This is a genomic window from Pseudomonas sp. MDT1-85 (assembly GCF_054898065.1).
The window spans coordinates 2210945-2233842 of record NZ_CM142715.1 but is presented as its reverse complement, the minus strand read 5'-3'; the positions used below and the strand labels follow the sequence as shown (position 1 = coordinate 2233842).

The window sequence follows — 22898 nt, the reverse complement described above, 5'->3', positions numbered from 1 at the left end:
CAACGCACCGAAAAGTACGGGGTTGCTGGAGAAAAGGAGTCGAACATGAGCAATCCCTCGCGCAGAAAATTAGGCGCGGGGACTGTGCGGGGGATCGATCAGGAAAGAAGTCAGGAAAGGATGATGTTGATGTAGGGCGATTCGCTAATGATCACTCCACTAATCAGCAAGCACGCAGAAACGCAAACGTGGCGGGAGGTTTCCCTCACGCCACGTTCATTTGTCAGACACACAATTATCTAATCCGCAGAGCCGCGGGACGCCAACTCTTTCAACTTGATCTCAGCCAACGGATGCCCGGCCTTCGCCGCCATTTCCCACCAGCGAGCCGCTTCCACCGAATCCGGCGCCTTGCTCGGCGCTCCGGCCAGGCTGATCACGCCAACCTGATAGGCCGCCTTGCCATCCCCCGCCAACGCGGCCAGGCGCAGTAATCGCACACCTTCCTCGCGAGCCCCAAGACCGACGCCGCGAAAGGTCAGAATGTGGCCGTAGAAGCTCTGGGCGCCGACATCACCCAGGTTCGCCATGCGGGCGAACTGGCCTTCGAGCCAGCTCCAGCCTCGCGGCTGACGCACAAACCACGACCAGTGGAACAACCGGCGGGCCAGCCAGTAACTGGCCCGCGCCTTGAGTCGTAAAAACACTCAGGCTTCCGCCGACTCGGGGTACTCGTATTCAAACACCCGCACCACTTCCGAGGCATGCCAGGACGCGGCAGCCACGCCATCGGACGGTCCGGAGAACCGCCCCAGGCGCTCGACACATTCGAAGAAGCCGGTGCGCGGCAAGCGGCTGGCGCCCTGGCTGATCACCAACGAGCTGCGCAACGGCTGCTCGGCTCTGGCATCCAGCGCGGCCAGATGTTCAAGGGCTGCGGTCAACGTTTGCATGGCCGGCGTGGGTAGCTGCAAACGCTCCAGCAACGCCCGATAAGTCAAAAGATGGCGCTGACGACGCGCCTGATCCAGCTCCCCCAACAATCCATCCCAATGTTGACGACTGATGCGTACGCTCACGATTCATCCCTCCATCCTGGCACCGTCAATTCCCAGGCGAGGCTGCGGCGAATAGCAGCGTCGGGTTGACGCTCACCGCTTTCGATCAAGGCAAGATATGACGGGCTGATGCCTACCGTGCGGGCCAGCGCCTCAATGGCGATGCCCTTCCCTTCGCGCAAACTGCGTAGTTGATCCAGACCCGGAAGAATCTGGTCTGGTGCCGCCGCGGGAGGCACTGTGGCGTCACGCGGTGGTTGTTGCTTGATGCCTGCTGCTTTCAGTAGAGCCTGATACTGAGCCCATGGCAGAACCGCATATTCGGGTTCGCCTTCGCGTGTAATTATCTGAATATCCATGACTACCCCGTAGGACAACGACACTTAGCGAGTCGGCGCTTTTCCTTAGAAGTGTAATCCTAACAGCGGCCAAGGTCGCGGGGGGGTATGAATATCGGGGGGATTCTGAATTGGCTCAGTTTTTTTTCGGACCCTGCAGCTGTAATTGTTCGGGGGTATCAGGCAAACGTTCGACTACCGCGAGCTTCTCCGGCAGTTGACGCTTGCGCCAGGCGCGGAAAGCGTTGAGCTCGTCATCGAGGACTTTCATCAACCAGGCCAGCACGGCAATGTCGTCGAGCATGCCCAACATCGGGATGAAATCCGGGATTACATCCAGGGGGCTCAGGAAATACATCAGGGCGGCCACCACCGAAAGCAGTGCTTTGGGGCTGATGGCCCGGTATTCGCCACGCCAGTAAGCCAGGCAGAGTGCCTGCAACAGGCGCAGATCGTCTTTGAGCTTGCCCAGACGATAACCCTGGCTGGCACCTTTGCTGGCAACCGCGAACAGCAGGGTCGGCAAACGACCACGGGCGAGCAGGCGTCCGGCCAGAGGCAGGAAACGAGCGAAATTCCAGGGCGTTTTCATTTGTTCCTCCTGCTGAAATGTTATCCACACAAATTGTGGATAACCTTGTGAACAGAGCTGCATTTCATCGCTGAAAGCCCCGTTTCATAAGGGCCTGACTCAGATCGGGCGTTTTTTACTCACATAAAAAAACCCAAGATTTCATTGACTTGGCGTTCTGGCCCGTCTAGCTCGAGCGCCCTCACTGGCTATGACTTCAGCGTACCGCATCCGTTCGCTTTGTTTACCTCCACTGAACGCCAGATGCAACAACGCCCCGCATAGCGAGGCGTTGTTTTTAGAGCAGACGCGAATTACTTGGTGGCGTCTTGTTTGGCTGGATCCTTGATGGCCAGCAGCTCCAGGTCGAATACCAGCACCGAGTTGGCTGGAATCGCCGGGCTTGGGCTTTGAGCGCCGTAAGCCAGTTCGCTAGGGATGTACAGTTTGTACTTCTCGCCAACGTGCATCAGTTGCAGGCCTTCGACCCAACCCGGAATCACACCGCTGACCGGCAGATCGATCGGGCTGCCGCGCTCGACGGAGCTGTCGAAAACGGTGCCGTTGGTCAATTTACCGGTGTAATGAACAGTCACTACGTCGGTCGGCTTAGGCTGAGCGCCATCGGCTTTCTTGACCACTTCGTATTGCAGGCCGGAAGCCGTGGTGGTGACACCCGCTTTCTTGCCGTTTTCTTCGAGGAATTTCTTGCCGGCGGCTGCCGACTCTTCGCTCATCTTGGTCAGACGCTCTTCAGCACGCTTTTGCAGTGCAGCGAAGGCTTCAACCAACTCTTCATCTTTCAGCTTCTGTTCTTTCTTGCCGACGGCATCTTCGATGCCCTGGGCTACCGCTTTGGAATCCAGGTCATCCATGCCTTCCTGAGCCAGGCTTTTGCCCATGTTCAGGCCGATACCGTAGGAAGCTTTTTGCGCCGGGGTTTTCAGCTCTACGCTGGTCTGCGAATCACAACCCGCAAGTACCAGGCCAACCAGGGCCACCGCCGCCGCCAACCGATGCTGTTTCATGCTATTTCCTTGTTCATGCGCCTAAAGGGCAATCGAGTAAAGCCGCGAGCTTATCAGGCCGCCACGACCAATGGCTACCGGCATGAGAGCAGGAAACGTCTGATAAGTTCAGGTGTTTAAACGCATTTCGGCTATAGAAGGATGAAGCTTCTGTCATTTGGCGCTTACAGACTCAAGGGCCGGTTCCCACAGCCTCTGGCGTAATGGCCTCTTGCCGCACTTCGCGAGCTGAGGCATAAGAGAGCTACAAATTGACAAGGATGTTTATCTTGCGCCTCATATTCCGCTTGCTGATTCTGATCGCCGTATTACTGGGGCTAGGCCTCGCCATGGTGCTGTATTACGTCGCCAACCCGAAATTGCCGGTTTGGTCACCGGTGCAACAGGTGAATTACCTGGAGCAATGGAGCGCCGCCGACCGCCAGGCTTACCACTTCACACCTCAAGGTACTCAGGTCAAAGGCTTGCGTTATGACTGGTTCAACGCTCTGGAATTGCCCTTCTCGCAAAAACGATTCGCCGCTCCTGAATACCTCGCACGCTTTGGTTTTCTGATCGACCCCAGCCAGAAAGCCACGCCGAACAACCCGGGTAACCTGCCCGTCGGGTTTGCCCGTCATCAAAACCCCGGCAGCCAGGACGAGTTTCTGGACATTACCTGCGCCGCCTGCCACACCGGCGAATTGCGCTTCAATGGCCAGGCCGTGCGCATCGACGGCGGTTCAGCACAGCATGTGTTGCCGTCCAGCGTTCCTACGCTGCGAGGCGGCAGTTTCGGACAAGCGCTGGTCGCCAGTCTGACCTCGACTTACTACAACCCCTGGAAGTTCGAACGTTTCGCACGCAACGTTCTGGGCCAGGACTACGAGGCACGGCATCTACAGCTGCGCAAAGACTTCAAAGTGTCCCTCGATACGTTCTTGAAAGTGGCCTGGAACGATACTCATCGCGGGCTCTATCCCACCGAGGAAGGCCCCGGCCGCACCGATGCCTTCGGACGTATTGCCAACGCCAGCTTCGGCGACGCGATTTCACCCGCCAACTACCGCGTGGCCAACGCGCCGGTGGACTACCCGCAACTGTGGGACATGTGGACCTTCGACTGGGTGCAGTGGAACGGTTCGGCGCAGCAACCGATGGCCCGCAATATCGGCGAGGCCTTGGGTGTGGGCGCCACGCTGAATTTCTTCGACAGCGGCGGACAGCCGCTCAAGGGCGACGACCGCTACCCGTCCAGCGTGCGGGTGCGCGATCTGCACCGGATCGAGGAAACCCTGCAGCGACTCAAACCGCCCGCCTGGCCGGAAGCCCTATTGGGCAACATCGACAAGCCCTTGGCCGCAAAAGGCCGTGAACTGTTCGCTGAAAACTGCGCCGGGTGTCATGTCCCCCGCGTCACCCAAAGCGACGGCAGACCCGTGCAACATCTGAAATTGCTGCCGGTGGAGGTGATTGGCACAGACCCCGGCGCCGCCAACAACATTGCCGATCATCGCTTCGATCTGACGGCCTTGCAGTGGGATCCGGCGGAGCTTGCGCAGCTGGACGTACAACTGCACCCAACACCCACAGAACCCTTGGATATGAGCCAGTTGTCCGTGGCCAAGGGACTGGCTTACGTCACTGCTTTCGTGGGCAACCAGGCGTACCGCGAAGCCAATGTGACACCCGCAGAGCGTCCGAACCTGGACGGATTCGGCCTGCCTATCGGCGTTCAGGAATTGCGCAGCTACAAGGCCCGACCACTGGCGGGCGTCTGGGCCACGCCGCCGTTTTTGCACAACGGTTCGGTACCGAGCATTTATCAATTACTCTCGCCACAAAGTGAACGCGCGCCCACGTTCTACAAGGGCACCTTCGAATACGATCCCAAGCATTTGGGCTATCGCACCGAAGCCTTCACCAACGGTTTTGTGTTCGACACGCGTATCACCGGTAATCACAACAGCGGCCACGAGTTCCGCGCAGGTGAGCGCGGTAACGGCGTCATTGGTCGTCTGCTGCAACCGGAGGAACGCTGGGCGCTGCTGGAATACCTGAAAGTGTTGGGCGGCCCGATGGAGTTGCAATTGCCAGACCGCCTTCTTAGTCAAAAGGATTGACCCATGCTGATCACTCTCTGGTTGCGCCTGGGCGCCTTCCTTGGCAAAACCCTGCTGTGGTTGTTGGGTCTGGGCCTGCTCGGCTGGGCGCTGCTCATGGCTTGGTCTGCCTGGCAGCATCGCGGCCCGGTATCGGCTGAAGAACTGATTCCGGACGGCGAAGCGGCAATGACCCAGGACATCATCCAGACAGCCGTGCGTATCGTCGATCAACACCGTGAAAGCACCCGCTACCTGCGCGATGCCCATGCCAAGGCCCATGGTTGCGTGAAGGCCGAGGTTCAGGTGCTGCCGGATCTGGCGGCGGAGTTACGTCGAGGCGTGTTCAGCGAGCCCGGCAAAACCTGGCAAGCAACGATGCGGCTGTCCAACGGCAATGCGTATCCGCAGTTCGACAGCATCCGCGATGCTCGGGGTATGGCGATCAAACTGTTCGATGTGCCTGGTAAACAGCTGCTGAGTGACCGACAAGGACACAGCGAACAGGATTTCGTAATGTTCAATCATCCGAACTTCTTTGTCAGCGATGTCGCCGAGTATCGTCAGAATGTGGCCGCTCAGGCTGACGGCAAAAAGGCGATGGCGTTCTTCCCAGGCTGGGACCCGCGCACCTGGCAGGTTCGCCATCTGTTTATTGCGCTGGCAACACTCTCCCCCGCCCCGGCAAGCCCGACCCAGACCACCTACTTTTCGGTTTCGCCGTACAAGTTTGGTGAAACCAACGTTAAATTCCGGGTAATGCCGGATCCTGATAGTTGCCCGGTCTATACGCTGCCCACACAAAATCACAACCTGCCGAACTTCCTGCGCAATGCGCTGAACCAGCAGTTGTCGACGGACCGGGTGCCGGCGTGTTTCGTCTTGCAGATCCAGCGCCAGAATGCGGGCAAGTACATGCCGATCGAAGACACCAGCATCGAGTGGCGTGAACGCGATGCGCCCTTCGAAACCGTGGCCCGAATCAAACTGTCTGCCCAGGATTTCGACACCCCGGCGCTGAACCTGCAATGCGACAATCAGTCGTTCAACCCATGGTTCGGCCTTGAAGCCCACCGCCCCATCGGCGGGATAAACCGCCTGCGTAAAGCGGTGTACGAAGCGGTGAGCGATTACCGACACAGCCGCAATGGTGAACGATAGTTTCGTTACTTAAGCTTCAACGATTACAGTGGCAACAGGCGCGTGAACCTGACCGATACGGGGCCAGGTTTTGCTCGAATAAAGAACACTCAACGTTCCGGCACCGGCCACCAGATCGACAAATTTCTGTGGACTCATGTCACCGTCAATTATTTGCTGCTCAATGTCCTGACTACCCTCTTCCTGGGACGTAAGCCTTGCAAGTAACTCCGCCACTTTCCCACTCTCGGTGCTGGCAAAGCGCAATACCGCCCCATCGGGTGTGGATAGAAACAAGCGTTGATTAGGCGCTGCGACAATCCGGTCCAGGCCGACTCTCATGTCCGAGGGAGTGAAAAAGTTTTTATAGCGTTCAACTTCTGTCGAAGGTAATCGGTTATCGGGGACTGGGCTCATTGAGTGATAGATGCCGTAAACCCGAAAACCTGCCGGGATCTGTGGATTACCATTGTGGTCCTTGGGAAAGAGAGTTTCCCGGCTGAAGTTGGCGTAATCACTATCCACTGGGTCGGTGGCAACAAAAACGCCCTTCGTTTTGTGCTTGAGAATAACGCCTGAATATTGTTTGACTGGCGATTTTTTCCGAAACTCAGCCATTTGAGTGTGGGCATAATAAGCAGCACCCTTGGCATCTTTAAAGATAGGCCCGCAAACAGGCATCAGTTCTATCGGCGGGTTTTGCTGCAGTATATCCTTCCTCCAACTGGCATTCAGTCGCCCCCTTCGCCTCCAAAGATCACCAGGGATCACCGCGGTCAGCTCACCCGCCGCCACGGCCAATAAGATCAGAATGCTGCTTGGTATTTCACCTCGTGTGTATAGCCGCTCGAACATCTTGCTTGTGCCATCTGGAGCTCTAGAAAATTGGGACGACAACTCTTGCTCGAATTCAGAGTTCCTCGATACATATGAGATGAGGCAACCATCACTTCCTGAGAGATAACAGCTGGAGAATTTTCGTCGACGAGTCATCACAGCGAACAAATCGGAAATGGTGAAAAAATACTGTCGCTGAATCCGCTCTACTAAACTTTCCTCTTGCCCTTTCACCACATCGACATGAGAAATGAAACGCGCTTCGAGGGTGTATCCATCAGGAACCACAAACCTGCCGTCCGGCTCAAGGAGCACGGCTAGCGGAAGATTCGGATCTTTTGCGAAACCACCGCCAATGATCTCAGTGGCGGAAAAGAAGTACCCGTCCTGGTTTTTCAGAATGAAGCCAGCATATTCAGAGTTTCGCCGACCTTTCAGCGACCCATGCAAATGGGCTGCGGCGTCATTGGCGGTTATAAAAGCCCGGTTCAATTCAGGAGCTGTATTGGCAGAGGCGGAATCAGCCGCAACGTCGGTGGGGGTAGACATCATGCAAGAATCTCTCGATAGATATTGATAATGGCTCCATAACCCATACAGATCATGGAGAACGCGACCCATTATTCGAAAGAAAATTGCCTGTCAGGCACTACATATATATATCCACCCCTATGCAGTGCTGAATTGCCAAATCCCAGACAGCAAAAAGCCCGCATTAAGCGGGCTTTCCGTGGTACCTGGCGTTCAGCGTTCCAGATACCGAATATGGCGCAGCGGACGGGACTCGAACCCGCGACCCCCGGCGTGACAGGCCGGTATTCTAACCGACTGAACTACCGCTGCGCGTAGCGTTGAAAGTAAGTGGTGGGTGATGACGGGATCGAACCGCCGACATTCTGCTTGTAAGGCAGACGCTCTCCCAGCTGAGCTAATCACCCTTTACCTTCGTTGCGGGGCGCATTGTGCCACAGATTTTCATAAAGTGTTGATTTAATTGATAAAAAATCAAAAAAATCTGAAAACCGGTAAAACGACACACCCTGCAGGAACCTCAGACAGAAAAAAACCCGCGTTAGCGGGCTTTTCCGTGGTGACCTGGCGTTCAGCGTTCCAGGTTACCTAATATGGCGCAGCGGACGGGACTCGAACCCGCGACCCCCGGCGTGACAGGCCGGTATTCTAACCGACTGAACTACCGCTGCGCGTAACACTAAAGCGAATGGTGGGTGATGACGGGATCGAACCGCCGACATTCTGCTTGTAAGGCAGACGCTCTCCCAGCTGAGCTAATCACCCTTCACTTTCGGTGTGGCGCGCATTCTACGGAGCGACCCAACCTCTGGCAAGCACTTTTTTAATTAATTTTCTCAGGCCTTCCAAAGGCTTAGAGAAGGGTTGGCCTATGGCACACGGAGGACAATAATGCCCCCCTTTGTATAAAGGAGAGACTCACCCCATGTGGTTCAAAAACCTGCTTATCTATCGCCTGACCCAAGATCTGCCTTTTGATGCCGAGGCGTTGGAAACTGCACTGGCCACCAAACTGGCGCGTCCATGTGCAAGCCAGGAGTTGACCACCTACGGTTTCGTCGCGCCATTCGGCAAGGGCGAAGACGCGCCGCTGGTGCACATCAGCGGTGACTTCCTGCTGATCGCCGCCCGTAAGGAAGAACGCATTCTGCCGGGCAGCGTCGTGCGCGACGCGGTGAAGGAAAAGGTCGAAGAGATCGAAGCCGAACAAATGCGCAAGGTCTACAAAAAGGAACGCGATCAGATCAAGGATGAAATCATCCAGGCCTTCCTGCCCCGCGCCTTTATCCGCCGCTCGTCGACTTTTGCCGCCATTGCGCCGAAACAAGGCCTGATCCTGGTTAACTCGGCCAGCCCGAAACGTGCCGAAGACCTGCTGTCTACCCTGCGCGAAGTGATCGGCTCACTGCCAGTGCGTCCGTTGACGGTGAAGATGTCGCCGACCGCCACCATGACCGAATGGGTCACCACCCAGAAAGCCGCGAATGATTTCTTCGTGCTGGACGAGTGCGAACTGCGCGACACTCACGAAGACGGCGGCATCGTGCGCTGCAAGCGTCAGGACCTGACCAGCGAAGAAATCCAGCTGCACCTGAGCACCGGCAAAGTGGTCACTCAACTGTCGCTGGCCTGGCAGGACAAGCTGTCGTTCGTGCTCGACGACAAAATGGTGGTCAAGCGCCTGAAGTTCGAAGACCTGCTGCAAGATCAGGCGGAACAGGACGGTGGCGACGAAGCCCTGGGCCAACTGGACGCCAGCTTCACTCTGATGATGCTGACCTTCGGCGACTTCCTGCCATCGATGGTTGAAGCGTTGGGTGGTGAAGAGACGCCGCAAGGTATTTAAAGACGTGTGATGCCTACTGTGGGAGCGAGCCTGCTCGCGATAGCGGAGTTTCAGTCAACATCAATGTTGAATGTCAGTCCCTCATCGCGAGCAGGCTCGCTCCCACATTGGTTTTGTGGTGCTACTTAATAATAGGAATCAGGCCATGCGCGCACTGGCTGACCGGCCAACCGCTGCTCAGCAAGCGGCGGATTAAGCTGCAGACTTGATCCTCGGATTAATGATGGGCACTCTATTGCCCAACGCGGGGACGACCTCGCGGCTCGATCGAGTGATTAATCCGGGGACGACCCCATCCATCGATGGAGGTCTCTTATGTCTTGGATCATTCTGTTTTTCGCTGGTCTGTTCGAAGTCGGCTGGGCCGTCGGCCTGAAATACACCGACGGTTTCAGCCGCCCTCTTCCTACCGTACTGACCATTGCCGCCATGGTGATCAGCCTTGGCCTGCTGGGCCTTGCCATGAAGGAATTGCCGCTGGGCACGGCCTATGCAATCTGGACTGGCGTGGGTGCGGTGGGCACGGTGATCGCCGGGATCATTCTGTTTGGCGAATCCATGGCACTGTTTCGGCTGGCGAGTGTGGCGTTGATCATTGCTGGGTTGGTTGGGCTCAAGGTTAGCGCTTAGGCCTCTACCGCAATCGCGAGCAGGCTCGCTCCCACAATGGTTCTGCGCCGTTCACAAATCCACTGTGGGAGCGAGCCTGCTCGCGATGAGGCCTGCAAAGTCACCGACTACCTGACGGCCCCACGCAATTCCCCCACCACCCCTTGCAATGTCGTCGGTTCAGCCGCTTCAACGGCCACCGCCGGCCCCGCCACCAGGGTCACCCGCGACCACAGCCTGCGAAACACGCCTTTGTCTGGATCACGGCTGAAGAAACTCCCCCATAACCCCTGCAATGCCAGCGGAATCACCGGCACCGGCGTTTCTTCGAGAATCCGCGTCAGCCCGCCCTTGAATTCATTGATCTCGCCATCGGCGGTCAACTTGCCTTCAGGGAAAATGCACACCAGCTCGCCGTCCTTCAGATACTGGGCGATGCGGGTGAAGGCTTTTTCGTAGATCTGAATGTCTTCCTGACGCCCGGCGATCGGAATCGTCCCCGCCGTGCGGAAGATGAAGTTCAGGACCGGCAGGTTGTAGATTTTGTAGTACATCACAAAGCGAATCGGCCGACGCACTGCACCGCCAATCAGCAAGGCATCGACGAACGACACATGGTTGCAAACCAACAATGCCGCGCCCTCATCGGGAATCAGTTCCAGGTTGCGATGCTCGACGCGGTACATGGAATGGCCGAGCAGCCAGATCATGAAGCGCATGCTGAACTCGGGGACGATTTTGAAGATGTAAGCGTTGACGCCGATATTCAGGAGCGACACCACCAGGAACAGCTGCGGGATCGACAGCTTGGCGAGGCTCAGCAAGACGATCGACACAATCGCCGAGACCACCATGAACAGGGCGTTAAGAATGTTGTTGGCGGCGATCACCCGAGCACGCTCATTCTCGACGGTACGCGACTGGATCAGCGCATACAGCGGCACGATGTAAAAACCGCCGAAGACCCCAAGCCCGAGGATGTCGATCAACACCAGCCATGTGTAACCAAACCCCAGGACTTCGATCCAGCCATGGCCAGTAACGCTGTCCGGAATCCCGCCGGAATGCCACCACAGCAACAGGCCAAACACCGTCAGACCGAATGAGCCAAACGGCACCAGACCGATCTCGACTTTGCGTCCGGAGAGCTTCTCGCAGAGCATCGAACCCAGTGCGATACCGACCGAGAACACCGTAAGAATCAGCGTCACCACGGTCTCGTCGCCGTGCATCCATTCCTTGGCGTACGCCGGGATTTGCGTCAGATAAATCGCCCCGACAAACCAGAACCATGAGTTGCCGACGATCGAACGCGATACCGCAGGGGTTTGCCCAAGGCCCAGCTTCAAGGTGGCCCAGGACTGGCTGAAAATGTTCCAGTTCAGGCGCATTTCCGGCGATGCCGCCGCGGCCCGGGGAATGCTGCGGCTGGCCAGGTAACCGAGTACCGCGATCCCGATGATTGCCGTGGACACGACCGGCGCGTAGTTGCTGGTGGACATCATGATCCCGGCACCAATCGTCCCGGCGAGAATTGCCAGGAAGGTGCCCATTTCCACCAGACCGTTGCCGCCCACCAGCTCTTCCTCACGCAAGGCCTGCGGCAGGATCGAGTACTTCACCGGCCCGAACAGCGCCGAGTGGGTGCCCATGGCAAACAGCGCCAGCAGCATCAGCGACAGGTGATCGAACATGAAACCGACCGCGCCCACCGCCATGATGACGATTTCCCCGAGCTTGATCAGACGGATCAGCGCGTCCTTGGCGAACTTTTCCCCGAACTGCCCGGCGAGCGCCGAAAACAGGAAGAACGGCAGGATAAACAGCAGCGCACACAGGTTGACCCAGATCGAGCGGTCACCCTCGATGGTCAGCCGGTACAAAATGGCGAGGATCAGCGACTGCTTGAAGATGTTGTCATTGAAGGCCCCGAGGGACTGCGTGACAAAAAACGGCAGGAAGCGCCGAGTGCGAAGCAAGGTGAACTGTGAGGGGTGACTCATCTTCCATGTGTCCCTGATTTAGGTAGAGAGTGGCTTGGATACTGTTATTGGAATGTCTGACGTCGATCCAGGCCACAGATTACCTAATCTTTGCAGGTTATTTCTTTAATCCTGCAATGCACGGCGAGACAAACAGCTCACCTCGCCACGCACCCTGCACCGTCCGTTTGGCGACTATCAGCCACATCACCGCCAGCATTGCCACCAACACGCAACCAAAGACACTGAAAAACGTCAGGTTCAAGGTGCTGGCCAGCTTCAGCGTAGCCAGTGAATAGACACCCAGCGGAAAAGTGAAGCCCCACCAGCCGAGGTTGAACGGGATACCGGCGCGCAAGTAACGCACGGTGATCAACAGCGCTATCAGCATCCACCAGAGTCCGAAGCCCCACAACGTGATGCCGGCCACCAAGCCAAGCCCAGCGGCGATCTCGCCGATACCCGGCAGACTGTTGGCGGTGAAGATCGCTGGTCCGTCGGCCCCCAACAGCAACATGCCCAGCGCACCGGTACCAATCGGCCCAAGCGCCAACCAGCTCGAGGCGGCCATGTTTTCGTGGGGCAATTTATGCAACGCCATGCGCAGCAACAGGATGGTCAGAATGCTGAACGCCACCGGCAGGGAAAAGGCCCAGAGCACGTAGCTGGTCACCAACACCACCAGTTGTGAATGAGCATCGGCCAAGTGAGGCGCCAGCAAGCCGCCGCTGGCAGCCGCCACTTCCGCCGCCACCACCGGCAACAGCCAAACGGCGGTCATCTGGTCGATGCTGTGCTCCTGACGGGTGAACATCATGTAGGGAATCAATACGCCGCAGGCCAGCGACATCGCCACATCCAGCCACCACAGTATTTCGGCGAGATGGATCACACCGTCACCCCAGCGCGGCAAACCGAACAGGAGAAAGCCATTGATGATGGTCGCAAGGCCCATCGGAATGGTGCCGAAAAACATCGAAACCGTGGAATGGCCGAAAATCCGTCGCGCCTCGTTGAAGAACATGATCCAGCGGGCGGCATACATGGCCGTGAACAACATAAACAGGACAATATTGAACAGCCACAGGCCTTCGGCAAAGGCATGCAGACCGGGATTCGACACTGGCAATTGCGCAAGCGCCAGCGCCAATACACCTGTGCCCATGGTCGCCGCGAACCAGTTGGGGGTGAATTGGCGGATGGCCTCTCGTGGGTGCTGCAAATGACTCAGCGGTTTGATACCGGGTTTAACGCTATGGGTGCAGCTCATGGTGAACTCCTGTCCTCTCGTGAGGTGGAGTTCATGGTAGATCTGAATCAAATATCGATATAACGGGTAATATCTCTAACTGTTATCTGTTTTACAGATATGTCATCAGACGCTGCCTTCGGTCTCGATCACCAATATCCGCGCCACACCCAGCGGATGAGCCACATGCTCGGTGCCCACCGACGCATAAAAGATATCGCCGACTTCGAGTAGCGTTTCCTTTTCCTGGCCTTGTTCGCGATAACGCATCTGCACCTGCCCGTCGAGCACCACGAACACTTCCTGACCGTCATTGATATGCCATTTGTAGGGCTGATCGGTCCAGTGCAAACGAGTGGTGATGCCGTTCATGTTGGCGATGTCCAGCGCCGCCCAGGCACGGTCACCAGTGAAGGATTTGCTGCGGATGATCTTCATGGGTCGGTCCGTCGAAATGAATGGCGGCGCCAAGGCTAACGGTCATCGAACATCGACGCCACAGACTTTGACGGAGCGTATCGATTGATCGATATTGCGTTGAGTCAGCAAGGTCTATCGCGAGCAGGCTCGCTCCCACATTGGATTGAGGGTGCCTACATATTTTGTGTCCACTGAAGATCAACTGTGGGAGCGAGCCTGCTCGCGATGAGGCCCGCGCAGACACCAAAAATCCAACTGACTCCCAACCTGCGACACCCCACTACGCCACGACCTTGGTCGACACTGACTAACTCAAGCGGTCATGCGAGACTGTCTTGACCGGGCGGGCGTCCCGGATGTCTTTTGTCTGGAGTTCCCATGTCGCTGTCCATCGGGCTGATCGCCACCGTCGCCCTGGCCTATATGGCCATCCTGTTCGCTATTGCCTTTTACGGCGACCGTCGCAGCACACCGTTGCCGCCACGGATGCGTGCCTGGGTGTACAGCTTGTCGCTGGCCGTTTACTGCACCAGCTGGACATTCTTTGGCGCCGTGGGCCAGGCGGCCGAACAACTCTGGTCATTCCTGCCGATCTACCTCGGGCCGATCCTGCTGCTTGTGTGCGCGCCGTGGGTTCTGCAAAAAATGGTGATGATCAGCAAACAGGAGAACATCACCTCGATTGCCGACTTCATCGCCGCCCGCTACGGCAAATCCCAGTCGCTGGCGGTGGTGGTGGCGCTGATCTGCCTGGTCGGCGTGCTGCCCTACATCGCCTTGCAGCTCAAGGGCATCGTGCTGGGCGTGAACCTGCTGATCGGCGCCGGCGCCGACGCCATGGGCACGCGCGCGCAAGACACAGCGCTGATCGTCTCCTTGGTACTGGCGCTGTTCACCATCGTTTTCGGTACCCGCAACCTCGACGCCACGGAACACCACCGCGGCATGGTGCTGGCAATTGCCTTTGAATCGCTGGTCAAGCTGTTCGCTTTTCTCGCGGTCGGCGCGTTCGTGACCTACGGCCTGTACGACGGTTTCGACGACCTGTTCGACCAGGCCATGCTCGCCCCGCGCCTCGAAGCGTACTGGAAAGAAACCATCAACTGGCCGTCCATGGTGGTGCAAACAGGCGTGGCGATGATGGCGATCATCTGCCTGCCCCGGCAGTTCCATGTGACCGTGGTGGAAAACATCGACCCCCAGGATCTGCGCTTGGCCAAATGGGTATTCCCGGCTTATCTGGCGCTCGCGGCATTGTTTGTCGTGCCGATTGCGCTGGCCGGTCAGATGCTGTTGCCCAGTTCGGTGCTGCCGGACTCATTCGTCATCAGCCTGCCTCTGGCCCAATCTCACCCGGCCCTGGCGATGCTGGCGTTTATCGGCGGCGCTTCGGCGGCGACCGGGATGGTGATCGTGGCCAGCGTGGCGCTGTCGACCATGGTCTCCAACGACATGTTGTTGCCATGGTTACTGCGGCGCAACAACGCCGAGCGGCCGTTCGAAGTGTTCCGCCAGTGGATGCTGTCGGTGCGCCGGGTGAGCATCGTGGTCATTCTGCTGTTGGCCTACGTCAGTTATCGACTGCTGGGCTCCACCGCGAGCCTGGCAACCATCGGCCAGATCGCCTTCGCCGCCGTGACCCAACTGGCCCCGGCCATGCTCGGCGCGCTGTACTGGAAACAGGCTAACCGTCGCGGGGTGTTTGCCGGGCTGGCCGCCGGCACGTTCCTCTGGTTCTACACGCTGGTGTTGCCGATCGCCGCCAAGAGTCTCGGCTTGCCCCTGAGCAGTTTTCCCGGCCTGGCCTGGCTGCAAGGCAACCCGTTGAACCTGCCGATCACGCCGCTGACTCAAGGCGTGGTGCTGTCCCTGGCGGGCAACTTCACCTTGTTCGCCTGGGTTTCGCTACTGTCACGCACGCGAGTTTCGGAGCACTGGCAAGCCGGCCGTTTCATCGGCCAGGAAATCAGCGCCCGCCCCAGCGCCCGTTCGATGCTGGCGGTACAGATCAACGATTTGCTGCAATTGGCCGCCCGTTTTGTCGGCGAAGAGCGGGCTCGCCAGAGTTTCATCCGTTTCGCCTACCGTCAGGGCAAAGGCTTCAACCCGACGCAGAACGCCGACGGTGAATGGATCGCCCATACCGAACGCTTGCTGGCCGGTGTACTCGGCGCATCTTCCACCCGGGCGGTGGTAAAAGCCGCCATCGAAGGTCGGGAAATGCAACTCGAGGATGTCGTGCGGATCGCTGACGAAACTTCAGAGGTACTCCAGTTCAACCGCGCCTTGCTGCAAGGCGCCATCGAAAACATTACCCAAGGCATCAGCGTGGTCGACCAATCGCTGAAACTGGTGGCCTGGAACCGGCGCTACCTTGAGTTATTCAACTACCCCGACGGTTTGATCAGAGTGGGCCGGCCGATTGCCGACATCATTCGCTACAACGCCGAGCGCGGTCTGTGCGGGCCCGGCGAAGCGCAAGTGCACGTCGCCCGTCGCTTGCACTGGATGCGTCAGGGCCGGGCCCATACCTCCGAACGGTTGTTCCCCAATGGTCGAGTGATCGAGCTGATCGGTAACCCGATGCCCGGCGGCGGTTTCGTCATGAGCTTCACCGACATCACCGCGTTCCGCGAGGCCGAGCAGGCGCTGACCGAAGCAAACGAAGGCCTCGAGCAACGAGTCACCGAACGGACCCACGAGCTGTCGCAACTCAACGTTGCCCTGACCGAAGCCAAAGGCACCGCCGAATCGGCCAACCAGTCGAAAACCCGTTTCCTGGCCGCCGTCAGCCATGACTTGATGCAACCGCTGAACGCCGCACGATTGTTCTCTGCCGCCCTCTCCCACCAGGAAGAAAACTTATCCAGTGAAGCCCGGAAGCTGGTTCATCACCTGGACAGTTCACTGCGCTCGGCCGAGGACCTGATCAGCGATCTGCTGGACATTTCCCGCTTGGAAAACGGCAAGATCAACCCTGATCGCAAGCCCTTCGAGCTCAATGAGTTGTTTCATACGCTGGGCGCCGAGTTCAAGGCACTGGCTCAGGAACAGCGGTTGAAATTTCGTGTCCGGGGCAGCGCGTTACGGGTCGACAGTGACATCAAACTGCTGCGAAGGATTTTGCAGAACTTCCTGACCAATGCCTTCCGCTACGCCAAAGGGCCAGTGTTGCTCGGCGTTCGGCGACGCAACGGCGAGCTATGCCTGGAGGTCTGGGACCGTGGCCCGGGCATTGCGGAAGACAAACTGCAGGTGATTTTCGAAGAGTTCAAACGCCTCGACAGTCACCAGACCCGGGCCGAGAAAGGTCTGGGCCTGGGCCTGGCGATTGCCGATGGGCTGTGTCGCGTGCTGGGTCATACCTTGCGCGTGCGTTCCTGGCCGGGTCGCGGCAGTGTGTTCAGTGTCAGCGTACCGCTGGCACGGGCACAAACCGCGACGCCAGCCAAGCTTGCCGAACTCAATGGCCATTTGCTCAGCGGCGCGCAGGTGCTGTGTATCGATAACGAAGACAGCATCCTGATCGGCATGAACAGTTTGCTCACGCGCTGGGGCTGCCAGGTCTGGACCGCGCGCAACCGTGATGAATGCGCGACACTGCTCGGCGATGGGATGCGTCCGCAATTGGCGCTGGTGGATTACCACCTGGACGATGGCGAGACCGGGACCGAGTTGATGGCGTGGTTACGCACGCAATTGGGCGAGCCGGTGCCGGGGGTGGTGATCAGTGCCGATGGACGGCCGGAGACGGTAGCCCAGGTGCATGCGGCCGGCCTGGATTACCTGGCCAAACCGGTGAAACCGGCGGCGTTGCGGGCGTTGTTGAGTCGGCATTTGCCGTTGTGATATTGCAGGTTTTAACCCTGCGGTGCCTGAACGAAGGTCTTCGCGAGCAGGCTCGCTCCCACAGTGGGACGGTGTTGTTGCACAAATCGAATTAACAACACAAAAACCGTGGGAGCGAGCCTGCTCGCGATGCTTTTAGCTTGTCACCTATTCAGGCAACTCGGCCAAGCCATCGACATCCGTCATCGCCCGCTCCAGCAGGTCCGCCGGCAAGCTCTTGCTGGCTCGCGCGCCGAGTAACTTGAGCTGCTCGCTGCGACTGACCAGGTTGCCGCGGCCTTCTGTCAGCTTATTGCGTGCAGAGCTGTAGGCCTTGTCCAGTTGCTGCAGGCGATTGCCGACCTCGTCCAGATCCTGAATGAACAACACGAACTTGTCGTACAGCCAACCGGCGCGCTCGGCGATTTCCCGGGCGTTCTGGCTCTGGCGCTCCTGCTTCCACAGGCTGTCGATGACCCGCAAGGTGGCCAGCAACGTGGTCGGGCTGACGATCACGATATTGCGGTCGAATGCCTCCTGAAACAGCGTCGGCTCAGCCTGCAACGCCGCAGAAAACGCCGCTTCGATCGGGACGAAAAGCAGAACGAAATCCAGGCTGTGCAAACCGTCGAGCCGCTTGTAGTCCTTGCCGGCCAGGCCTTTGACGTGATTGCGCAGGGACAGCACGTGCTGCTTGATGGCGATCTGGCCGATGGCATCGTCCTCGGCCGCCACATATTGCTGATAAGCCGTGAGGCTGACTTTGGAATCGACCACGACCTGCTTGTCGCCGGGCAGGTAAATAATCACATCCGGCTGGAAACGCTCACCGTCCGGCCCCTTGAGATTGACCTGGGTCTGATACTCACGCCCCTTCTCCAGGCCCGCATGTTCAAGCACCCGCTCGAGAATCAGTTCGCCCCAGTTGCCTTGGGTTTTCTGCCCTTTCAAAGCACGAGTGAGGTTAGTGGCTTCGTCGCTCAGGCGCAGGTTCAGTTGTTGCAGCCGTTCCAGTTCCTTGGCCAGGGAAAAGCGTTCGCGGGCTTCAGCCTGATAACTTTCCTCGACGCGTTTTTCGAACGACTGAATGCGCTCCTTCAACGGATCGAGCAACTGCCCCAAACGTTGCTGACTGGTTTCGGCAAAACGCTGCTCACGCTCGTCGAAGATCTTGCCCGCCAGCTCGGCGAATTGCGCACGCAGCTCGTCTCGCGACCCTTGCAGGTCGTTGAGGCGCTGCTGATGGCTTTCCTGCTGCTCACGCAGCTCGGCATTCAGGGAGGCGGCCTGCGCATCGAGACGACGCAACTCAGCCTCTTTGCCGGCGCGTTCGATGTTCCAGGCGTGAGCCGCGTCGCGGGCATCGTCGCGTTCGATCTGGAGCAGTTCGACTTCACGGCGCACGGCGGCCAAGTCGGCCTGTTTGGCGGAGTTGGCCTGGCTCAGGTCGGCGATTTCATCACGGCAGGTGTCAAGCTGAGCATTCAAGCCGTCCTGCGTCAGTTGGGCGATGGCAAGGCGCTCTTCCAGCAGCGCCAGCTCGGCCTGTCCCGCACTCGCCCGACGCTGAAGTTGCCAGGCCAATACCAGTAACGGCAGCCCAGCGCCCGCCAGCCCCAGCAATGCGCTGGTCAAGTCCATCGCCATAGCCACTCCTGCCCATTCGATAAAGCGTGAAGGTTAACCAAGGCGTCAGGTCTTGGACAGCTCAGTCTTCGCTCAGGCCGAGTTCCTGTTGCGCGCGTCGGTCGCCCGCCCGCGCGGCCTGACGCAACAATTCCTGGCCAATGCGGCGATCCCGGGCGTTACCGCATTCGCGGCACATCAGCTGACCGAGACGGCTTTGCGCGGCCACCACGCCTTCACGGGCAGGCTGCTTGAGCAAGCGTCCAGCGAAGTGTTTGACGTTGGAGTTTTCGCCCAGGCGCGGGCTGTCGAGTAACCACTCAGCCACGCGCATCGAAAAGCGCTTGGGTGGGGTAACACTGGGGGGTGTTGGGGTAGCAGGGACTGGTACTGAGCGAAACTTCATAAAGCACTGTGGGGCAGATCGGAAGGCGCGCCACTCTACTCTTTTTTTCGCACAGGTAAAGTCGAAAAAAGCCTGCACACCCGTCCTAGAGCAAGCGCTTGGGACAATCCACAGAAGCTGTGGATAACTCAGTGGACAACCGCCTTTGAACTCGCGCAAAGCCGTGTGGGATGGGGCTCGCAGTCAAACTGACGATTTTTTCACCAGTAAAAAAAAGCGATGTTTTTCATTGACTTAAATTTTCATTACAGGCACCCACTCCCATTGAGGCGAGGATGACAGTGGGATGACCGTTCGCGCAACTTATGTGCACAAGTACCTGAGAGGCGGTTGTATCGATGCGCTTTTTCGGCGCGTTTTTCGGTAACCTCTGGAGATAAAACCGAGCAACCCGCGCCGCCGGTCGATCCTGACTCGATCGTTCTCTCGGATCAACGGCCGGGTTCTGGGCTATTGCGGGGCACTGGTCTGCTCTTTGCCAGCTCAGTCAGCACTTGCCAACAGGCACTTCAGCGCTTTTTTACAAACTGGCTTCCCTTCTACAGTTCAATCCGTTAGTATCCGCGGCGTTAGTACCAAGCTGAAAGTCAATTCTGGTCGAACAAATCCCCCGGTCAGCCTTCCCTAAGAGAAGCCTCCACCGATAAAACGGGATCGACCACCTCGATGGTTTCCAGGTAAATCTTGCGCCAACACAGCCTTTGAATCGAAAGCAAAGGGTGTTGCCAAGCTCACTTACTCTGACCGAACCAGCCTGCAAATTGATCAGGATCTTCACCCCGGGCCCAGAACCTTTGCCCTTGATGTGTTGCCTGCCCTCCTAAGTACCTACCTGCCAGCCCAAGCGCGCCCACTTATCAGCGCTTCAAACTGGCTGCTTTGTTCCAGTCGGGTTCTTCGTTCGACCAATGGTGGTCGTCGTCACTGGAACGTTTTAACTTTGCACGGTTCTTATCCGTGTCGCTTGTAGGAACACCAATTATGTCTACTCAAATCCACGCTCAGGATGCCATTCGCACCCTAACCAACGCTTTTGCTCCAATGAACTGCCTGATCATGGCCGCTCGCAAAGGCTGCTTCAGCTTCACTCTGGTCAACGAACACGGCATCGCTCGTCACAGCGAACGCCTGTACCCGGATCAATACTCCAGCGCAGAACCGCTGCAGGCTGTGATCGAGCGTACTCGTCAGGCACTGGTTGCCTGAGACGCCAGAAAGGCTGAAAACCTCAAAAGCCCTGCTGAAAAGCGGGGCTTTTTATTGCCCGATATTTCTCATTTCGTGGCCTACGGCTAAGTACCAACCGGTATAACGGTTATAACTCGAAGCCGGAAATATTTTAAAAACAGTCCTTTACAGCGAAATAATGACACTACACTTCAACTCAAGCGGCTTGATCCGCTTCCGGCGAGCCTGAAACGACTCCACTGCTGCCAAGGCCCTTTTCAGGTATCGCCGACCACTTCAGGTTTCGAGGGCTTTATGGGAATCGCTGCCAGCGAACTGTGTCGTTATGTGATCCGTCCGACGTTGATCTACCTCGGACGCCATAGCGCAACTGCCGAATCCCTGCTGCTGGGCATTGCCGCCAGTCAGTCAGCCCTTGGTTCAGCCTTGCATGACCGCCGCGGACATGGCCTGTACCGAATCGCCGAACCCCGCCATCAGGCCTTATGGGATCACTATCTGGCCCTGGACCCGGATCGGGCAAGTCTGGTCCGCGGTCTCGCCAGCCAGCATGCTTTTCTCAGCGGGCCGCATCTGGAATTGACCGTCAACCTGCGTTACGCCACTGCCATCGCCTGGCTGCTGGTGGAAGAACAGAACACTCCCCTCCCCGCCTCCGATGACCTGTTGGGAATGGCCCGAATCTGGCGCCAGACTTTTCAGCCCCAAGGTCGTCTGCGAGATTTCACCTACGCGTGGCAAACCTGTGTTTCATCGTTGAATCAAGTCGCCTGCTAACCCCACCCCTTTTCGAAAATCGCACAACAGGTCGCGATTTTGGTCGGATTGTCCTACAAAACCGCTCTAACTCAAGCATTACAGGCTATAGCGCCCGGACGAAAATGTTGGTAATTTTCGCCCCGGTGATCACCAGGAGTTCTAATAATGAAAAAAGTAATGCTCAAAACCACCCTTAGTCTCGCCGTTGCCATGGCATCCACCCAAATCTTCGCAAGTGGCTTCGCCCTCAACGAACAAAGCATCAGCGGTATGGGGACAGGTTTTGCCGGGCGATCTTCATCTGCCGACGACGCATCTACAGTTTTTGGTAACCCTGCCGGCATGTCTCGCCTCAAGCGCGAACAAGTGACCGGTGGTGTTGCATTTATCGACGCGCACGCTGATATCAGTGATGCGAGCTCCAGTCCGAATAGTGGCACCAACAAAGGTGACATGGTCCCTTTCATGGGCGTGCCCATGGGCTACTACGTAAAGCCAATCGATGACCACTGGGCGTTCGGTTTCGGCGTCTACGCTCCATTCGGCCTGGTGACCGACTACGAGAACGGCTTCGCCGGCAAATACTTCGGCAGCAAGAGCGAAGTCAAAATCGTGACTCTCCAGCCAACCGTCAGCTACGCCTTCAACGACAAGGTGTCGATCGGCTTCGGTCCGACCATCAACCGCATTGAAGGGACTCTGGAATCGAACCTGTCGATCACCCAGGCCGCGCCGGACGGCAAAGTCAAAATCAAGGGCGACGACACCGCGCTGGGCTACAACATCGGCATTTTGGTTCAAGCCACCGACAGCACGCGCGTCGGCCTGACTTACCACTCGAAAGTGAAGTACAAGCTCGAAGGCGACACCAAGGTCAACTACAACGTCCTCGCAGCGGTGGGCCAGAACCCAAGCCAGAAGTACGACGCTTCACTGGACGTAACCACGCCTGAGTCGGTCGACTTCTCGGTCACTCACGCACTAAACGACAAGTGGACCCTCTACGCAGGCAGCACCTGGACTCGCTGGAGCCGCCTGAAAGAAATCACCGTCGAAAACAAAGGCGTGCCGACCATTTTGAATGGCCAGTTCGGCACCATCACCGAAGAACAGAACTGGCACGACACCTGGGCTCACGCCATCGGCGCGTCCTATCAGCTGAACAAGCAATGGGTGCTGCGTACCGGTCTGTCCGTCGACCAGGCACCGACCAATAACGTCGACCGCTCCCCACGCATCCCGACAGGCGATCGCAAGATTTTCAGCCTGGGCGCCGGCTGGAGCCCGACCGACGACCTGACCATCGACGTAGCGTACTCGTACCTGCGCGAAGAATCGGTCAAGGTCAACAACAGCAACGGCCGTCAGAACTACAGCGCAGAGTATGAAAACTATGCGAACGGTTTCGGTGTTGGCGCGACCTACCGTTTCTGATGATTCACGGCGGGCTTGACTCCCTCG

General features: G+C 57.8%; 19 protein-coding genes and 4 tRNA genes. 8 read left to right on the top strand and 15 right to left on the bottom strand.

Going from position 1 to position 22898, the window contains the following annotated elements; all coding sequences use genetic code 11:
* Positions 1–239 precede the first annotated feature (239 nt).
* The 5 genes from ACYZT2_RS10150 to ACYZT2_RS10130 form a co-directional block, all read right to left on the bottom strand.
* Positions 240–647, bottom strand: coding sequence for an SEL1-like repeat protein (locus ACYZT2_RS10150; RefSeq protein ID WP_461971785.1), 408 nt, complete (start codon positions 645–647; stop codon positions 240–242).
* The gene (locus ACYZT2_RS10145) at positions 648–1019 is read right to left on the bottom strand and encodes a hypothetical protein (RefSeq protein WP_007898892.1); all 372 of its coding nucleotides are present in this window, start codon (positions 1017–1019) and stop codon (positions 648–650) included.
* Positions 1016–1357 carry a helix-turn-helix domain-containing protein gene (locus ACYZT2_RS10140; protein WP_461971783.1) on the bottom strand — a complete coding sequence of 114 codons (342 nt, stop codon included), beginning with the start codon at positions 1355–1357 and terminating at the stop codon, positions 1016–1018. Before ACYZT2_RS10140 ends, ACYZT2_RS10145 begins: the two co-directional genes overlap by 4 nt.
* A 115-nt stretch (positions 1358–1472) precedes the next feature.
* Positions 1473–1928 carry a YkvA family protein gene (locus ACYZT2_RS10135; protein ID WP_461971781.1) on the bottom strand — a complete coding sequence of 152 codons (456 nt, stop codon included), beginning with the start codon at positions 1926–1928 and terminating at the stop codon, positions 1473–1475.
* 293 nt (positions 1929–2221) lie between these two features.
* A complete protein-coding gene (locus ACYZT2_RS10130) occupies positions 2222–2935 on the bottom strand; it encodes an FKBP-type peptidyl-prolyl cis-trans isomerase (protein ID WP_217858043.1) in 714 nt (237 codons plus the stop codon).
* A gap of 269 nt (positions 2936–3204) precedes the next feature.
* On the opposite strand from ACYZT2_RS10130, the gene ACYZT2_RS10125 reads away from it, so the two are divergent.
* The gene (locus ACYZT2_RS10125) at positions 3205–5037 is read left to right on the top strand and encodes a di-heme-cytochrome C peroxidase (protein ID WP_461971779.1); all 1833 of its coding nucleotides are present in this window, start codon (positions 3205–3207) and stop codon (positions 5035–5037) included.
* A gap of 3 nt (positions 5038–5040) precedes the next feature.
* Complete coding sequence (locus ACYZT2_RS10120) at positions 5041–6177, top strand: catalase family protein (protein ID WP_461971777.1); 1137 nt, start codon at positions 5041–5043, stop codon at positions 6175–6177.
* 9 nt (positions 6178–6186) lie between these two features.
* Here the strand turns inward: ACYZT2_RS10120 and ACYZT2_RS10115 are convergent, their stop codons facing one another.
* The 5 genes from ACYZT2_RS10115 to ACYZT2_RS10095 all read right to left on the bottom strand — a co-directional run bounded on the left by ACYZT2_RS10115 (position 6187) and on the right by ACYZT2_RS10095 (position 8289).
* On the bottom strand, positions 6187–7545 hold the full coding sequence (locus ACYZT2_RS10115; RefSeq protein ID WP_461971775.1) for a hypothetical protein: 1359 nt from the start codon (positions 7543–7545) through the stop codon (positions 6187–6189).
* Positions 7546–7759: 214 nt separating this feature from the next.
* Positions 7760–7836: transfer RNA gene (locus ACYZT2_RS10110), tRNA-Asp, on the bottom strand.
* A 19-nt stretch (positions 7837–7855) separates the two neighbouring features.
* Positions 7856–7931: transfer RNA gene (locus tag ACYZT2_RS10105), tRNA-Val, on the bottom strand.
* A gap of 187 nt (positions 7932–8118) precedes the next feature.
* Positions 8119–8195, bottom strand: a tRNA-Asp gene (locus ACYZT2_RS10100).
* Positions 8196–8213: 18 nt separating this feature from the next.
* Positions 8214–8289, bottom strand: a tRNA-Val gene (locus ACYZT2_RS10095).
* 160 nt (positions 8290–8449) lie between these two features.
* Here ACYZT2_RS10095 and rdgC point away from each other — a divergent pair.
* Both rdgC and sugE read left to right on the top strand, forming a co-directional pair.
* Positions 8450–9370 (top strand): recombination-associated protein RdgC, encoded by a 921-nt coding sequence (gene rdgC, locus ACYZT2_RS10090; protein ID WP_052967943.1) that lies wholly within the window; start codon positions 8450–8452, stop codon positions 9368–9370.
* A gap of 315 nt (positions 9371–9685) precedes the next feature.
* Positions 9686–10000, top strand: a complete 315-nt coding sequence (gene sugE, locus ACYZT2_RS10085; RefSeq protein ID WP_461971772.1) for a quaternary ammonium compound efflux SMR transporter SugE — start codon at positions 9686–9688, stop codon at positions 9998–10000.
* Between the two features lie 107 nt (positions 10001–10107).
* Here sugE and ACYZT2_RS10080 read toward each other — a convergent pair whose 3' ends face one another.
* From ACYZT2_RS10080 to ACYZT2_RS10070, 3 genes are all read right to left on the bottom strand, one after another.
* Positions 10108–11982, bottom strand: a complete 1875-nt coding sequence (locus ACYZT2_RS10080; RefSeq protein ID WP_461971770.1) for an MFS transporter — start codon at positions 11980–11982, stop codon at positions 10108–10110.
* A gap of 97 nt (positions 11983–12079) precedes the next feature.
* The gene (locus ACYZT2_RS10075; protein WP_461971768.1) at positions 12080–13231 is read right to left on the bottom strand and encodes a TDT family transporter; all 1152 of its coding nucleotides are present in this window, start codon (positions 13229–13231) and stop codon (positions 12080–12082) included.
* Between the two features lie 105 nt (positions 13232–13336).
* Positions 13337–13648, bottom strand: coding sequence for a cupin domain-containing protein (locus tag ACYZT2_RS10070; protein WP_461971766.1), 312 nt, complete (start codon positions 13646–13648; stop codon positions 13337–13339).
* A gap of 360 nt (positions 13649–14008) precedes the next feature.
* Between ACYZT2_RS10070 and ACYZT2_RS10065 the strand changes: the two genes are divergently transcribed.
* Entirely contained in the window at positions 14009–17479 is a 3471-nt protein-coding gene (locus tag ACYZT2_RS10065; protein WP_461971764.1) for a hybrid sensor histidine kinase/response regulator, read from the top strand.
* A gap of 147 nt (positions 17480–17626) precedes the next feature.
* Here ACYZT2_RS10065 and ACYZT2_RS10060 read toward each other — a convergent pair whose 3' ends face one another.
* A complete protein-coding gene (locus tag ACYZT2_RS10060; RefSeq protein WP_461973060.1) occupies positions 17627–18991 on the bottom strand; it encodes a DNA recombination protein RmuC in 1365 nt (454 codons plus the stop codon).
* 175 nt (positions 18992–19166) lie between these two features.
* Positions 19167–19490, bottom strand: coding sequence for a sel1 repeat family protein (locus ACYZT2_RS10055; RefSeq protein WP_461971762.1), 324 nt, complete (start codon positions 19488–19490; stop codon positions 19167–19169).
* Positions 19491–20471: 981 nt separating this feature from the next.
* Between ACYZT2_RS10055 and ACYZT2_RS10050 the strand changes: the two genes are divergently transcribed.
* The 3 genes from ACYZT2_RS10050 (at position 20472) to ACYZT2_RS10040 (ending at position 22871) form a co-directional block, all read left to right on the top strand.
* Positions 20472–20696: a hypothetical protein gene (locus ACYZT2_RS10050; protein ID WP_003204606.1), complete on the top strand. Its 225-nt coding sequence runs from the start codon at positions 20472–20474 to the stop codon at positions 20694–20696.
* A 276-nt stretch (positions 20697–20972) separates the two neighbouring features.
* Positions 20973–21455, top strand: coding sequence for a hypothetical protein (locus tag ACYZT2_RS10045; RefSeq protein ID WP_038979731.1), 483 nt, complete (start codon positions 20973–20975; stop codon positions 21453–21455).
* Between the two features lie 147 nt (positions 21456–21602).
* Positions 21603–22871, top strand: a complete 1269-nt coding sequence (locus tag ACYZT2_RS10040) for an OmpP1/FadL family transporter (RefSeq protein ID WP_461971759.1) — start codon at positions 21603–21605, stop codon at positions 22869–22871.
* Positions 22872–22898 lie beyond the last annotated feature (27 nt).

Coding starts and splice junctions, on each gene's coding strand:
- sugE (WP_461971772.1), top strand. CDS start 9,686: ATGTCTTGGATCATTCTGTTTTTCGCTGGTCTGTTCGAAGTCGGCTGG.
- ACYZT2_RS10065 (WP_461971764.1), top strand. CDS start 14,009: ATGTCGCTGTCCATCGGGCTGATCGCCACCGTCGCCCTGGCCTATATG.
- ACYZT2_RS10115 (WP_461971775.1), bottom strand. CDS start 7,545: ATGATGTCTACCCCCACCGACGTTGCGGCTGATTCCGCCTCTGCCAAT.
- ACYZT2_RS10140 (WP_461971783.1), bottom strand. CDS start 1,357: ATGGATATTCAGATAATTACACGCGAAGGCGAACCCGAATATGCGGTT.
- ACYZT2_RS10120 (WP_461971777.1), top strand. CDS start 5,041: ATGCTGATCACTCTCTGGTTGCGCCTGGGCGCCTTCCTTGGCAAAACC.
- rdgC (WP_052967943.1), top strand. CDS start 8,450: ATGTGGTTCAAAAACCTGCTTATCTATCGCCTGACCCAAGATCTGCCT.
- ACYZT2_RS10135 (WP_461971781.1), bottom strand. CDS start 1,928: ATGAAAACGCCCTGGAATTTCGCTCGTTTCCTGCCTCTGGCCGGACGC.
- ACYZT2_RS10040 (WP_461971759.1), top strand. CDS start 21,603: ATGAAAAAAGTAATGCTCAAAACCACCCTTAGTCTCGCCGTTGCCATG.
- ACYZT2_RS10075 (WP_461971768.1), bottom strand. CDS start 13,231: ATGAGCTGCACCCATAGCGTTAAACCCGGTATCAAACCGCTGAGTCAT.
- ACYZT2_RS10045 (WP_038979731.1), top strand. CDS start 20,973: ATGGGAATCGCTGCCAGCGAACTGTGTCGTTATGTGATCCGTCCGACG.
- ACYZT2_RS10050 (WP_003204606.1), top strand. CDS start 20,472: ATGTCTACTCAAATCCACGCTCAGGATGCCATTCGCACCCTAACCAAC.
- ACYZT2_RS10080 (WP_461971770.1), bottom strand. CDS start 11,982: ATGAGTCACCCCTCACAGTTCACCTTGCTTCGCACTCGGCGCTTCCTG.
- ACYZT2_RS10055 (WP_461971762.1), bottom strand. CDS start 19,490: ATGAAGTTTCGCTCAGTACCAGTCCCTGCTACCCCAACACCCCCCAGT.
- ACYZT2_RS10070 (WP_461971766.1), bottom strand. CDS start 13,648: ATGAAGATCATCCGCAGCAAATCCTTCACTGGTGACCGTGCCTGGGCG.
- ACYZT2_RS10130 (WP_217858043.1), bottom strand. CDS start 2,935: ATGAAACAGCATCGGTTGGCGGCGGCGGTGGCCCTGGTTGGCCTGGTA.